At 66.5% G+C, this 13,296-nt stretch carries 13 protein-coding genes; 12 read left to right on the forward strand and 1 reads right to left on the reverse strand.

The window, feature by feature from the left end:
• Complete coding sequence (locus AUCHE_RS03555) at positions 1–615, reverse strand: class I SAM-dependent methyltransferase (RefSeq protein ID WP_081578119.1); 615 nt, start codon at positions 613–615, stop codon at positions 1–3.
• 80 nt (positions 616–695) lie between these two features.
• Between AUCHE_RS03555 and dop the strand changes: the two genes are divergently transcribed.
• The 12 genes from dop to AUCHE_RS03615 all read left to right on the forward strand — a co-directional run bounded on the left by dop (position 696) and on the right by AUCHE_RS03615 (position 13,278).
• The gene (gene dop / locus AUCHE_RS03560; protein ID WP_006501906.1) at positions 696–2,270 is read left to right on the forward strand and encodes a depupylase/deamidase Dop; all 1,575 of its coding nucleotides are present in this window, start codon (positions 696–698) and stop codon (positions 2,268–2,270) included.
• 32 nt (positions 2,271–2,302) lie between these two features.
• Complete coding sequence (locus AUCHE_RS03565; protein WP_006501907.1) at positions 2,303–2,497, forward strand: ubiquitin-like protein Pup; 195 nt, start codon at positions 2,303–2,305, stop codon at positions 2,495–2,497.
• Complete coding sequence (gene prcB / locus AUCHE_RS03570) at positions 2,494–3,312, forward strand: proteasome subunit beta (RefSeq protein WP_006501908.1); 819 nt, start codon at positions 2,494–2,496, stop codon at positions 3,310–3,312. Before AUCHE_RS03565 ends, prcB begins: the two co-directional genes overlap by 4 nt.
• Positions 3,309–4,031: a proteasome subunit alpha gene (gene prcA, locus AUCHE_RS03575; RefSeq protein WP_006501909.1), complete on the forward strand. Its 723-nt coding sequence runs from the start codon at positions 3,309–3,311 to the stop codon at positions 4,029–4,031. The genes prcB and prcA overlap by 4 nt, the downstream gene beginning before the upstream one ends.
• 3 nt (positions 4,032–4,034) lie before the next feature.
• Positions 4,035–5,402: a Pup--protein ligase gene (pafA, locus tag AUCHE_RS03580; RefSeq protein ID WP_006501910.1), complete on the forward strand. Its 1,368-nt coding sequence runs from the start codon at positions 4,035–4,037 to the stop codon at positions 5,400–5,402.
• A gap of 129 nt (positions 5,403–5,531) precedes the next feature.
• Positions 5,532–6,527: an FKBP-type peptidyl-prolyl cis-trans isomerase gene (locus AUCHE_RS03585; RefSeq protein ID WP_006501911.1), complete on the forward strand. Its 996-nt coding sequence runs from the start codon at positions 5,532–5,534 to the stop codon at positions 6,525–6,527.
• A 76-nt stretch (positions 6,528–6,603) separates the two neighbouring features.
• The gene (locus AUCHE_RS03590) at positions 6,604–6,987 is read left to right on the forward strand and encodes an FKBP-type peptidyl-prolyl cis-trans isomerase (RefSeq protein ID WP_006501912.1); all 384 of its coding nucleotides are present in this window, start codon (positions 6,604–6,606) and stop codon (positions 6,985–6,987) included.
• 55 nt (positions 6,988–7,042) lie between these two features.
• Complete coding sequence (locus tag AUCHE_RS03595) at positions 7,043–8,053, forward strand: helix-turn-helix transcriptional regulator (RefSeq protein ID WP_040321410.1); 1,011 nt, start codon at positions 7,043–7,045, stop codon at positions 8,051–8,053.
• Positions 8,050–9,066 (forward strand): helix-turn-helix transcriptional regulator, encoded by a 1,017-nt coding sequence (locus tag AUCHE_RS03600; protein WP_006501914.1) that lies wholly within the window; start codon positions 8,050–8,052, stop codon positions 9,064–9,066. The genes AUCHE_RS03595 and AUCHE_RS03600 overlap by 4 nt, the downstream gene beginning before the upstream one ends.
• Positions 9,067–9,129: 63 nt before the next feature.
• Positions 9,130–9,555, forward strand: coding sequence for a Sec-independent protein translocase subunit TatA (gene tatA, locus AUCHE_RS03605; protein WP_006501915.1), 426 nt, complete (start codon positions 9,130–9,132; stop codon positions 9,553–9,555).
• Positions 9,556–9,614: 59 nt separating this feature from the next.
• Positions 9,615–10,367: a twin-arginine translocase subunit TatC gene (tatC, locus tag AUCHE_RS03610; protein ID WP_040321411.1), complete on the forward strand. Its 753-nt coding sequence runs from the start codon at positions 9,615–9,617 to the stop codon at positions 10,365–10,367.
• 70 nt (positions 10,368–10,437) lie between these two features.
• A complete protein-coding gene (locus AUCHE_RS03615) occupies positions 10,438–13,278 on the forward strand; it encodes a DEAD/DEAH box helicase (RefSeq protein ID WP_006501917.1) in 2,841 nt (946 codons plus the stop codon).
• Positions 13,279–13,296 lie beyond the last annotated feature (18 nt).

Below are 13,296 nucleotides of genomic sequence, written 5' to 3' on the forward strand. Positions count from 1 at the left end.
TCACCTCGCCCCGAACAAACGCGCCCACCATCCCGCACGCGGACCCTGCTCCCGCACCACCGGACGGTGATGCACCGCCACCACATACCGCGACCCGGGAGAGAAGACCTCCCCGGACCACCCGGACCACCGATCACCGGCCACCAGACCCACCGACCGGCAAGCACCCTCGTACTCGACGACCGTCCCCGGATCCGCAGCGAAACCAGCCACCACCGACCCGCCCGGACGACAGACCCCCACCAGCTGACCCATCACAGCCCCCACGATCCCCGGCCGCAGCCGAGGAACCACATCCGCCAACAGCACGACATCAAAACCCCCGGCCAATGCAGCCTGCGGCACATCCAAGTCCGCCAGGTCGGACAACCAGAAAGGCACCCGCGGAACCTCCTCGGCCGCGACCCGCAGAGCCTCAAGGTCGACATCCACCCCCATCACCTGATGCCCCAACCCGGCCAACACCGCCGCAACCCCACCCACACCACACCCGGCGTCCAACACCCTCGACCCCTCACCGGTGAGCCCGTGGACCAGCGCCGCCACTTCCTCGTCCCGACCCCGAGAACCACCCGACGGGCACCCCCGAACCGGACCCGCACATCCCTCGACCATGCCCGCCACTCTAGAACCGGAAGCACACCCCCACGGCCGACCCCCACGAACCGACACCCACCGCTGCGTAGGCTGCTGACATGACCGTCCGACGCATCATGGGCACCGAAACCGAATACGGAATCACCGTCCCCGGGCACCCCGACGCCAACCCGATGATCGCCTCCGGCCGCATCGTGCAGGCCTACGCCCAAGACCACGGACACCACCACCTCGACCACCACTGGGACTACACCGGCGAAACACCCCTGACCGACGCCCGCGGATGGACCACACCCCGCCGACACGCCCACCCCAGCCAACTCACCGACGACTGGGCCGACGACCCCACCGTCGCCAACGTCGTCCTCACCAACGGAGCCCGCCTCTACGTCGACCACGCCCACCCCGAATACAGCGCACCAGAAACCACCACCCCCCGCGACACCCTCCTCTGGGAACGCGCCGGCGAACTCGTCATGGCGCGCGCGGCCGAACTGGTCGCCCGACCCGCACCCGTCGACGCGCACCCCTCCGACCCGCGACACGGACCGGCGATCAACCTCTACAAGAACAACACCGACGGTAAAGGCGCCTCCTACGGATTCCACGAGAACTATCTCGTCACCCGGGACACACCCTTCGAACGGATCGTCTCCGACCTGACACCCTTCTTCGTCTCCCGCCCGGTGATCTGCGGAGCAGGACGCGTCGGCCTGGGCCCCCGCTCACAGACCCCCGGATACCAGATCTCCGCCAGGGCAGACTTCTTCGAGAACCGCGTCGGCCTGGAAACCACCTTCCGGCGCCCCATCATCAACACCCGCGACGAACCACACGCCGACCCCCGCCGATACCGGCGCCTGCACGTCATCGTCGGAGACGCCACCTTCGCCGAGGTCGCAGGACTCCTCAAGACCGGGACCACCAGCCTCGTCCTGGACCTGATCGAACACGGAGGCCTCACCCGCCTGGGCCTCGACCCCGCCGCGATCACCCCCACGGACCCGGTCGCCGCCATGCACACCATCTCCCACGACCCGACCCTGCACGCCACCGTCCGCACCGAAACCGGAACTACCCTCACCGGTCTCCAACTCCAATGGACCTACCTCGAACTCGTCCACCGACATCTCGCCGCCACCGTCGGCGACGACCTCGACCCGGACACCGCTGAAGTCCTCCTCCGCTGGGAGGACGTCCTCACCCGCCTGGAAAACGATCCGGCCTCCGCCGCAGCCCACATCGACTGGGTCGCCAAATGGACCCTCCTGGAGAGATACCGCAGCCGCGACGGCCTGGACTGGGACGCCCCCCTCCTGTCCGCCATCGACATCCAATGGTCCGACCTGCGCCCCGGACGCGGACTCGCCCGCCGCCTCGAAGAACGAGGCTCCCTCGAACGACTCACCGACCCCACCCTCGTCCAACAGGCCACCACCTGCCCCCCACCCGACACCCGAGCCTGGTTCCGCGGCGAATGCCTACGCCGCTACCCCCGCCATGTCATCGCCGCATCCTGGGACAGCATCGTCTTCGACGTCCCCGGACGCCCAGCCCTCCAACGCGTCGACACCCTCGACCCCACCCGCGGCACCCGCGAACGCACCCACGCACTCCTGGAACGCTGCCCGGACGCCGACACGCTCCTGAACGAACTCACCACGAACACTTAATCTGAAAGACACCAGCGCACGAGGAGGACACGATGCCAGGCCAGGAACAGACCCGCCCCCCACACGGAGACCCCACAGACGACATACCCCCCGCCGCGCCCCACGCCTCCACCCGCAGGTCAGAACTCGACGCGGACATCGACGCTGTCCTCGACGACATCGACAGCCTCCTGGAAACCAACGCCGAAGAATTCGTCCGCGGATTCATCCAGAAAGGCGGCCAGTGACCTCCCACACACGCGGATTCGACCCCGCCTTCCTCACCGCAACGACCTCCTCCTTCTCCGCCTTCCTCACCGACCACGCACCCGAACTCCTCCCCACCGCACCGGCCACCCTGCCCACCGACACCCAGACCCCCCTCCCACACGGCACCACCATCGTCGCCGTCGCCTTCGACGGAGGCGTCGTCATGGCCGGCGACCGCCGGGCCACCAGCGGAAACCTCATCGCCAACCGCACCATCGACAAAGTCTTCGTCGCCGACGAAAGCTCCCTCGTCGGGATCTCCGGAGTCGCCGGAGTCGCCACCGAAATGGTCGCCCTCTTCCAGGTCGAACTCGAACACTACGAAAAAATCGAAGGCACACCACTCTCCCTGGAAGGCCGCGCCAACCGCCTGCGCACCATGATCCGAGGAAACCTCCCCCTCGCCCTGCGCGGACTCGGCGTCGTCCCCCTCTTCGCCGGATACGACGGCCACACCGGCCGCATCTTCAGCTACGACGTCGCCGGCGGATGCTACGAAGAACACGACTACGCCGGCGTCGGCTCAGGATCCCTCTTCGCCCGCGGCGCCCTCAAAAAACTCTGGCACCCCACCCTCGACGCCGACACCGCCCTACGCATCGCCGTCGAAGCCCTCTACGACGCCGCCGACGACGACACCGCCACCGGAGGCCCCGACATCGCCCGACGACTCTGGCCCACCTGCGCACTCGCCGACAACGACGGCGCCCGCCTCGTCGCCGACAACGACATCGCCGACATCGTCGAAACCCTCGTCGCCGACCGCCGACACAACCCCGGAGGCGCCCGATGAGCATGCCCTTCTACGTCTCACCGGAACAACTGACCAAGGACCGTGCCGAATTCGCCCGCAAAGGCATCTCCCGCGGACGCTCCGTCCTCGCCGCCAGCTGCCGGGAAGGCATCCTCTTCGTCGCCGAGAACCCCAGCCCCACCCTCCACAAGATCGCCGAGATCCACGACCGCATCGGCTTCGCCGGCGTCGGCAAATACCACGAATTCGAAACCCTCCGCGTCGCCGGCGTCCGCTACGCCGACCTGCGCGGCTACGCCTACGACCGCACCGATGTCACCGCACGGGCGCTGGCCGGCACCTACGCCCAGACCCTGGGAGCTACCTTCGCCCAGGACTCCAAACCCTTCGAAGTGGAGATCCTCCTCGCCCAGGTCGGCACCGACCCCACCAAGGACGAGATCTACCGCATCTCCTACGACGGGTCGGTCCGGGACGAACCCCGCTACGCCGTCTCCGGCGGCGCAGCCGAACGCGTCACCACCGCACTACGCGAACAACTGCACACCGACCTACCGATGCACGAAGTCATCGCCGCGGCCTCGACCGCACTGCGCCGCGAGGACATTCCCCCAGCACCCCTCGAGATCGCACTGCTCGACCGCACCCGACCCCGCCGAACCTTCCGCAGACTCGACGCCGTCGACCTGCCCGACCTACGACCCCGGTCCACCAACCCCCAGACCCAACACAGCGACCACCGCAGAACCGGCGACTGACCGATGGACCGGCGCATCCTCGGCCTGGAAACCGAATACGGAGTGACCTGTCACACCGAGAAGGACCACCGACCCGGAACCGACGACATCGTCCGCCACCTCTTCCGCGACATCGTCCGTCGACACCGCAGCAGCAACGTCTTCCTCCGCAACGGCGGCCGCCTCTACCTCGACGTCGGCAACCACCCCGAATACGCCACCGCCGAATGCGACACCCTGCCCGACCTCCTCGCCCACGACCGCGCCGGAATCCTCATCCTCCACGACATGGTCGCGCGCGCGGAGGAACTCATGGCCGAGGAATCCCCGGACGTGACGGTCTTCCTCCTCCGGAACAATGTCGATTCCGTCGGCAACTCCTACGGCTGTCATGAGAACTACCTCATCGACCGGAGCACCGATCTGACGGTGCTGTCCACGGCGCTCACCCCTTTCCTGGTCACCCGTCAGCTGGTCTGCGGAGCCGGGAGGCTCGTCGTCGCACCTGACGGGCGGGCCAGATACTGCCTCTCCCAGCGCGCCGAGGTCATCTGGGAAGGTGCTTCCAGCGCCACCACCCGTGCTCGCCCCATGATCAACACCCGGGACGAACCTCACGCCGATGCGAGTCGGCACCGTCGACTCCATGTCATCGTCGGCGACAGCAATATGGCCGAGTCCTCCACCCTGTTGAAGGTCGCCACTCTCGATCTCGTCCTGCGGGCTCTCGAGGCCGGTCGTCTTCCTCCCGATCTGACTCCCGTCGACACTGCTTCGGCGATCCGTACCGTCGGCCACGATCTCACCGGTCGTGCCGTTTTCCGCACAGCGAGTGGAACGGTCGGTGCCGTGGACGTCCAACGTGCTTATCACGTGTTGGCCGCCGAGCACCTGGCCGAGCACGGCCCGTCCCGCCCGTGGGACGAGGCTGCGCTGTCGTTGTGGGACGAGGTCCTGGGCGCCGTCGAGGCGGGGGAGGCCCACCGGGTCGCCCGCCATGTCGACTGGGCTGCCAAACACATGCTGCTCACCCGGCAGGTCGCCCGTCACGGTCTGGACTGGTCCGATCCGCGTCTGGCCCAGCTCGATCTGCTCTACCACGACATCGACCCACGGCGAGGTGTGGCGGCGCGCCTGGAGAAAGCCGGCCACCTGCACCGGTGGACCACCGAGGAAGATGCCAGGGAAGCGATGACCGGTCCTCCGTCGACGACCCGTGCCCGGCTGCGTGGCGCGGTGGTGGCCGCGGCCGAGGAATCGGGGCGTCCTTGCCGGGTCGACTGGACGCATCTGAGGATCGACGGTGACGAAGGACGGACGGTGATCTGCAAGGATCCTTTTGCCCACGTCGACGAACGTGTGGACCGGTTGATCTCCTCGATGCGGGGATGAGGGGCTCCGTTGCGAGGAGCTTCTCTTCCGGTGCGGGCCAGCCGGGTTAGGCTGGCCAGCGGTCCGGTGCCGGGTGATCCCTTGCGCCCGACGCCCTGCTCGAGTCTCCAGCGAAGTTAGGTTCTGCCTGTGCGCTCTGTGACATTACGCCTGTTCAGCCTGGCCATCCTCCCTGCCGTGCTCGTGTCGGGATGCGCCGACGCGCCCGGGGGGTCGCCAGGGTCGTCGTCCTCGTCCGATGTCCCGGCGAACAACGCGGCATTCGACAAGATCACTGTCACGCCAGGAGCGAACGCCACGACGCCGCCGACCGTGCAGCTGGCGGAGAAACCGGTCCGGTCGAAGGGCTCGCACACCCGGGTGATCAAGGAAGGCACGGGAGAGCAGATCGGCGACAAGGCGTGGCTGGACGTCCATCACGCCCGCTACTCGGGGGCCGACGGCAAACTGATCGGCTCCTCCTACGCCGGCCGACCCACCTCGTTGAAGGTCGGCGAGGAAGGCGTCGTGGAAGTTTTCAACAAGGCGGTCAAGGGGCAGAAGATCGGCGCGCAGGTGCTCGCCGCGGTCCCGGCCTCGAAGATGATCAACGACGCCCAACTTCCCGAGGGGATGTCCCTGGACGACTCCCTCATCTTCGTGATCGACGTGGTCGCTGCCCGGCCGGTACTGGAACGGGCGACCGGAACCCCCGTCCCGCCCAAACCGGGCATACCTGCCGCCGAAGTACCCGACGACCTGAAGCAACCGGCCAAGATCACCGTCCCCTCACCGCAGGCCACGAAGGACAAGATCGTCCAACCGCTCATCACCGGTTCGGGCAAGAAGGTCGAGAAAGGCCAGGTCGTCCGCTTCCGGTACACCGGAGTGACCTGGCGCGACCCGGGCAAGCCCTTCGACTACTCCGGCAACCACGACCCGAACTACGTCGACTTCCCCGTGGGGGAGGGCAACCTCATCAAAGCCTGGGACAATGCGATCCCCGGGCATACGGTCGGTTCCCGCCTGCTCATCGTGGCGCAGCCCGAGGACGCCTATGGTGATAAGGGCGAACCCAAAGCCAACATCAAACCCGACGATGTCCTGATCTTCGTCCTGGATATCCTCGACGCCTACGACGCCTGAGCCCCCCCAGGGCCGTGCACCGAAGCAGCCGTGGCCCCAGCCACGCACCTCGACGACCTGAGAAGGAGTGAACTGCATGTCGGAGACGAATCGCACCAAACCGGAGATCGACTTCCCCGGAGACAACCCCCCGACCGAACTGGTCATGGAAGACCTCATCGAAGGCGACGGAGCTGAAGCCCGCCCGGGCTCCCTCGTCGAAGCCCACTACGTCGGGGTCGCCTGGTCGACCGGTGAGGAGTTCGACGCATCCTGGAACCGAGGGGAAACCCTTTCCTTCCCCCTCGGGACGGGCCGGGTCATCCGAGGGTGGGACGAAGGCATCGCCGGGATGAAGGTCGGCGGTCGCCGACGCCTGGTGATCCCCCCGCACCTGGGCTACGGAGACCGGGGTGCCGGCGCCGTCATCAAACCGGGGGAGACCCTGATCTTCGTGGTCGACCTGGTGGGCGTGCGCTGACCCACGCCCGCCCGGCGCTCCCGCTGACTCACATCGGACAGGTAGCGTCGACCCCATGAGTTCCCAGCCGATGGTCGCCGCGAAGACCGAACGGTTACTCAACGTGGTGATCTGCCTGCTGTACACGCGTAGGCCGCTGACCCGGGACCAGATCAGGTCCTCGGTCGCGGCCTACGCGTCCACCACCTCCGACGAAGCCTTCGAACGCATGTTCGAACGCGACAAAGGTGAACTACGAGACCTCGGCATCCCTCTCATCACCGAACAACTCGACACCTTCTTCGACGACGAACCCGGCTACCGCATCGACCGCCGCGAATACGACCTCCCCGAACTCCACTTCACCCCCGACGAACTCGCCGTACTCGCCCTCGCCAACCGCACCTGGGCCCAAGCCTCGCTCAGCGGCCCAGCAGCCACCGCACTACGCAAACTCGCCGCCGACGGGGTAGAACGCGACAACAGCTCCATCATCGGGATCGAAGCACGCATCCGAACCCACGAACCCACCTTCGAACCGGTCCGAGCCGCCGTCGTCGACACCTGCCCCATCACCTTCACCTACACCTCGGCCCACTCCGGACAGACCCGCCCCCGCAAAGTCCACCCCTGGGGACTCACCAGCTGGCGAGGACACTGGTACCTCACCGCACTGGACACCGACCTCAACGAACCACGCATCTTCCGCCTCAGCCGAATCCAAGGCGAAGTCCGCCGCACCGGACAACCCGGAAGCTACGACGTCCCCCCAGGGCACCGCCCCCGCGCCTTCGTCCAAGCCCGTATCAGCTCAGGCGACCCCTTCCCCGCCCAGATCGCCGTCCGCCCCGGCACCGGACACGCTCTCCGACGCCGAGCCGCCACCACCGCCACCGACCCCACCAGACCCGGTTGGGACATCCTCACACTCCACGCCCAGGACACCGAGAACCTCGCCCAAGAACTCGCCTCCTACGGCCCCGACGTCATCGCACTCTCCCCCCACACCGTCATCGACGCCCTCACCCGCACCCTACGAAAAACCCTCGAAACCCACCGCGACACCACCCCCGGAACACCCCAATGACCGACCCCCACCGCAAACGCCCACCCCAAGAATCCGCCGGCGAACGACTAGCCCGCCTCCTCACCATGGTTCCCTGGCTCCTCCACCGACCCGGAATCGAAATCGACCGAGCAGCAGAAGAACTCCACGTCACCCGAGAACAACTCGAATCCGACCTGGCACTCCTCTTCCTCTGCGGAACCCCCGGAGGCATGCCCGACGACCTCATCGAAGCCGAATGGGAAGAAGGCCGCGTCTACCTCAGCAACGCCGACACCATCTCCCGCCCACTGCGCCTCGGCCGCGACGAAGCACTCGCCCTCATCATCGCCCTACGCACCCTCTCCGAAATCCCCGGACCAGAAGACCACGACGCCCTCGACCGCACCCTGGCGAAACTGGAAGAAGCCATCTCCTCCGCAGCCATCCCCACCATCGAATCAGCCCGAGACCGCATCCAGATCGACATGACCGAAGGCGCGCAAGAACACATCCTCGCCACCGCCCGACGCGCAATCCAAGAAAAACGCCGCATCCACCTGCGCTACCTCGTCGCAGCCCGCGACGAAACCACCGAACGCGACGTCGACCCCATGCGCATCACCAGCGTCGACGGCCGCGGCTACCTCGAAGGATGGTGCCACCGCTCCGACGCCGTACGCCTCTTCCGCCTCGACCGCGTCGAAGACATCACCCTCCTCGACCAACCAGGCACACCACCAGAACACGCCCACCCCCGAGACGTCGACAACGGCATCTTCCAACCCGGACCCGACGACCTCCTCGTCCGACTACAACTGACCCCCGCCGCCGAATGGATGCGCGACTACTACCCCCACGTCTCCTTCGAAAGACACCCCACCGGCACATCCACCCTCACCCTGCACACCGCCGACGTAGCCTGGCTACGACGCCTCGCATGGCGCTCCGGCGGAACCATCCACGTCCTGGAACCCACCTGGCTCGCCGACCAGATCACCCAGGGCGCCCGCGATGCTCTCTCGGCCTACGACCTGGTTGAGGACGTACACTGACCGGCGCCGGAGCCTTTTCCTCGCGACGGTGCGCAAGCAAGATCTCAGCGGAAGGCGTGACACATGCCACAGTGGCTAGGCGGTCCCGAGTTCATCGTGATCGTCCTGATCGTCGTGATCCTCTTCGGATGGAAGAAACTCCCCGACGCGGCTCGTAGCCTGGGACGCTCCATGCGCATCCTCAAGGCCGAGGTCGAGGAGATGCGCAGCGACGACAAACCCAGCGCAGCGAGCCAGACGACCGTCCCCGGGCAGACCGTCCCACCGACGGCACAGAAGCCCACCGACGGCGCCAAGACCACGGCTCCCGCAGAGACGCCCGAACAACGCGAAGCACGGATCCGCGCGGAGGTCGAGGCCAAGATCCGCCAGGAGGAGACGGAGAAAGCCGAACGGGCACGGATCGAAGCACAGGTGCGTGCAGAATTCGAGGCGAAGCATCGGGCGGAGACCAAGCCCGAGAGCCCACGCCAGGACCCGGCCCGCTGATCTCTCCACCGGTGAGACTCTCTCTGCCGGCAGGGCCGAAACGCGACCCCGAGGGACACATGTCCCTGGTGGACCATCTCCGAGAACTGCGTAACCGTTTCCTGATCGCCGCCGTGACCGTCCTGATCGCGGTCGTACCCGGTTGGAAGCTCTACCACCCGGCACTGACCCTGCTGATCCAACCGATCAAACGCCAAGGCGGACAGGTCAACTTCGGCGGGCTGACCGACCCCTTCGCCATCCAGCTCCAGGTCGCCATCTTCATCGCACTGATCATCTCGGCGCCGATGTGGATCTACCAGATCTGGGCTTTCATCGTCCCAGGGCTCACGAAACGCGAGAAACACACCGCCCTCGGATTCTTCGCCTGCGCGGTACCCCTCTTCGCGGCCGGATGCTATCTGGCCTACGTGACCCTGCCCAAAGCCGTCCAGATCCTGCTCGAATTCACCCCGGCCGAGGCCGACAACATCGTGCAGGCACCGGACTACATCCGTTTCGTGACCCGCTTCATCATCGCGTTCGGTCTGGCCTTCCTCCTCCCCGTCTTCCTCGTCGCACTCAACCTGATCGGGATACTCCCCGCCTCGTCGATGCTCACAGTCTGGCGATTCGCCGTAGTCGGCATCTTCGTCTTCGCCGCCGTGATGACCCCCACCCCCGACCCATTCACCATGTTCACCCTCGCTCTACCCATGGTCGCCCTCTACTTCATGGCCTGCGGAATCGCAGCACTCAACGACCGGCGACGCGCCCGACACCGCCCCGACTGGACCACCCAGGTCTCCGACGACGAAGCCAGCCCCCTCTGACCGGACCCGGTGGTCCGTCACCGCCCGGTCGACGACGGACCACCAAGCTCCGCTGCCGTAGCCTGGCACCATGTCGTCACCCGCAGAACGGTACGCGGCCGCTCGAAAACAGCGTCGTTCCTCCCAGACCCACGAATTCGCAGCCGGCTACGAGTTCCCCCTCGACGACTTCCAGATCAGAGCCTGCCAAGCAGTAGAAGAAGGCCGAGGCGTCCTCGTCGCCGCCCCGACCGGAGCCGGCAAGACCATCGTCGGGGAGTTCGCAGTCCATCTCGCCCTGACCCAAGGCAAGAAAGCCTTCTACACCACCCCCATCAAAGCCCTGTCGAACCAGAAGTACACCGACCTGTGCCGACGACACGGAAACGACAAGGTCGGACTCCTCACCGGCGACTCCGTGATCAACGGACACGCCCCGATCGTGGTCATGACCACCGAGGTCCTCCGGAACATGCTCTACGTCGAGAGCCCCGACCTCGCCGGCCTCGGCTACGTAGTGATGGACGAAGTCCACTACCTGGCAGACCGCTTCCGCGGCGCGGTATGGGAAGAAGTCATCATCCACCTCCCCGACCACGTCAGCGTCATCTCCCTGTCCGCCACCGTCAGCAACGCCGAAGAATTCGGCGCCTGGCTAGGAGAAGTACGCGGCGATACCGAAATCGTCGTCGAAGAGTTCCGACCCGTCCCACTCTGGCAACACATGATGGTCGGACACACCGTCCACGACCTCTTCGCCGAGACCGACGACCCCCGCACCCCCACACACCGACACCACCACGGACCCCCACAGACCCTCACGATCAACCCCGACCTCCTCGACGCCATCATCGGACAGCGCCGTTCCACCGACCGGAGAGGACGACTCGAGGACATCGGCGGACCCCGCGGCCGCAGAGGAAAGATCCGGCGACGCCCCGGCCACCCCCGAACGAACCACTCGACGCCCGCGGAGACCCACCCCCGGCCCCCCGGACGACCACACTCCCGAGCCACCGTCATCGACAGCCTCGACAGAGCCGGACTACTACCCGCCATCACCTTCATCTTCAGCCGCGCCGGATGCGACGCGGCCGTACAACAACTCCTCCAAGCCGGAACCAACCTCATCCCCGAAGACCAAGCACGACACATCCACCGAACCGTCGAAGAACGGGTCGCCAGCCTGGCCCCCGACGACCTGACAGTCCTCGGATACCGGGACTTCCTCGCCGGACTGACCCGAGGATTCGCAGCCCACCACGCCGGAATGCTGCCCACCTTCCGAGAGATCGTCGAAGAACTCTTCACCGCAGGCCTCATCCGGGCCGTCTTCGCCACCGAGACCCTCGCCCTCGGCATCAACATGCCAGCCCGCAGCGTCATCCTCGAAAAACTCGTCAAATACAACGGCGAAGCCCACGTCGGAATCACACCCGCCGAATACACCCAACTCACCGGACGAGCCGGACGACGAGGCGTCGACATCGAAGGACACGCCGTCGTCCTCTGGAACCCCCAGATCGACCCCGACGCCGTAGGCGGACTGGCCTCCACCCGCACCTACCCGCTCCGCAGCAGCTTCCGCCCCAACCCCAACATGGCAGTCAACCTTGTCGCCACCTTCGGCCGCGACCGCGCCCGCAACGTCCTGGAAACCAGCTTCGCGCAATACCAAGCCGACCGCTCGGTCGTCGGGATGAACCGGACCATCCACCAACACCAAGAAGCCCTGGACGGCTACGCCGAATCCATGACCTGCCACCTCGGAGACTTCACCGAATACGCCGCCTTGCGACGGCAGATCTCCGACGTGGAAAAGGACGCGGTACGCGCTCGCCACACCGCTCATCGCGCGCTGATCGCCCAGAGTCTCGAAGGCCTCCGCCCGGGCGATGTCCTCCACCTCACCGAAGGCAGACACAGCGGACGAGCAGTGGTGCTCTCCGGGAGCAACCCGCGCGGAAGCGATCCGCTCGTCACCGTCCTGACCGAGGACGCCCGGGCGATCCGGATCGGTCCGCGTGAACTCTCCTGCCCGGCGAGAGCCGTCGCGAAAGTGAAGATCCCGAAGGGCTTCCACGCGAGGGTCGTCAAGGACCGCAAGGATCTGGCCGCCACCGTCCGGGCGCAGGTCCCGGTGGACGGGCCACCGCCGGAAGCCGACATGTCCGTCACACATTCGGCCCAAGCCACCGAGCGTCGCGTCGATGACCTGCGGGCTCAGCTGAGGAGACATCCCTGCCACGGCTGCCCTGACCGCGAGCACCACGCCCGATGGGCAGAACGTTGGTGGCGCCTGGAACGTGAGACTGCTGCCTTGCGTCGGAAGGTCGCCGGGCGCACCAATTCGATCGCGCGGACTTTCGACCGCCTCTGCGACATCCTCACCGAACTGGGCTATCTCACCGACGGAGGAACCACGGTCACCTCGGCAGGAGAACGCCTGCGCCGGATCTACAACGAGCGTGACCTGCTGGTGGCCGAATGCCTTCGGCACGACTTGTGGCTGACCTTGTCCCCGGCGGAACTGGCGGCGATGGTCTCCACCCTGGTGCACGAACCTCGCCGGGAGGAAAACAATCCCTTCCCGACGATGCCTACAGCGGCAGTCGGGGAGGCTTATGACGCGATGCTCGACCTGTGGTCGGGACTGGACGACCGGCTGACCGCCAGAGGCCTGCCGACTACAGCACCTCCGGACGCCGGTCTGAGCGCGATCATGCACCGATGGGCCACCGGATCACGACTTGAGTCCGTTCTGGACGGGAGCGATCTCGCACCGGGGGACTTCGTCCGACGATGCAAACAGGTCGTGGACCTCCTCGATCAGATTGCCCAGGCTGCGCCTCGTCCGGAACTGGCCGAGTCCGCTCGCCGAGCGGGAAGCTCCGTGCTGAGGGGAGTCGTCGCAGCGGACAGACTCGACTGACCGGCTTCCGCTCGGAAG

This window comes from Austwickia chelonae NBRC 105200 (genome assembly GCF_000298175.1).
GTDB classification, from domain to species: Bacteria; Actinomycetota; Actinomycetes; order Actinomycetales; family Dermatophilaceae; genus Austwickia; species Austwickia chelonae.

Excerpts from the sequence above, each read along its gene's own strand:
- AUCHE_RS03555 (WP_081578119.1), bottom strand. The coding sequence starts at position 615 with ATGGTCGAGGGATGTGCGGGTCCGGTTCGGGGGTGCCCGTCGGGTGGT.
- dop (WP_006501906.1), top strand. The coding sequence starts at position 696 with ATGACCGTCCGACGCATCATGGGCACCGAAACCGAATACGGAATCACC.
- AUCHE_RS03565 (WP_006501907.1), top strand. The coding sequence starts at position 2,303 with ATGCCAGGCCAGGAACAGACCCGCCCCCCACACGGAGACCCCACAGAC.
- prcA (WP_006501909.1), top strand. The coding sequence starts at position 3,309 with ATGAGCATGCCCTTCTACGTCTCACCGGAACAACTGACCAAGGACCGT.
- pafA (WP_006501910.1), top strand. The coding sequence starts at position 4,035 with ATGGACCGGCGCATCCTCGGCCTGGAAACCGAATACGGAGTGACCTGT.
- AUCHE_RS03590 (WP_006501912.1), top strand. The coding sequence starts at position 6,604 with ATGTCGGAGACGAATCGCACCAAACCGGAGATCGACTTCCCCGGAGAC.
- AUCHE_RS03595 (WP_040321410.1), top strand. The coding sequence starts at position 7,043 with ATGAGTTCCCAGCCGATGGTCGCCGCGAAGACCGAACGGTTACTCAAC.
- AUCHE_RS03600 (WP_006501914.1), top strand. The coding sequence starts at position 8,050 with ATGACCGACCCCCACCGCAAACGCCCACCCCAAGAATCCGCCGGCGAA.
- tatA (WP_006501915.1), top strand. The coding sequence starts at position 9,130 with ATGCCACAGTGGCTAGGCGGTCCCGAGTTCATCGTGATCGTCCTGATC.
- tatC (WP_040321411.1), top strand. The coding sequence starts at position 9,615 with ATGTCCCTGGTGGACCATCTCCGAGAACTGCGTAACCGTTTCCTGATC.
- AUCHE_RS03615 (WP_006501917.1), top strand. The coding sequence starts at position 10,438 with ATGTCGTCACCCGCAGAACGGTACGCGGCCGCTCGAAAACAGCGTCGT.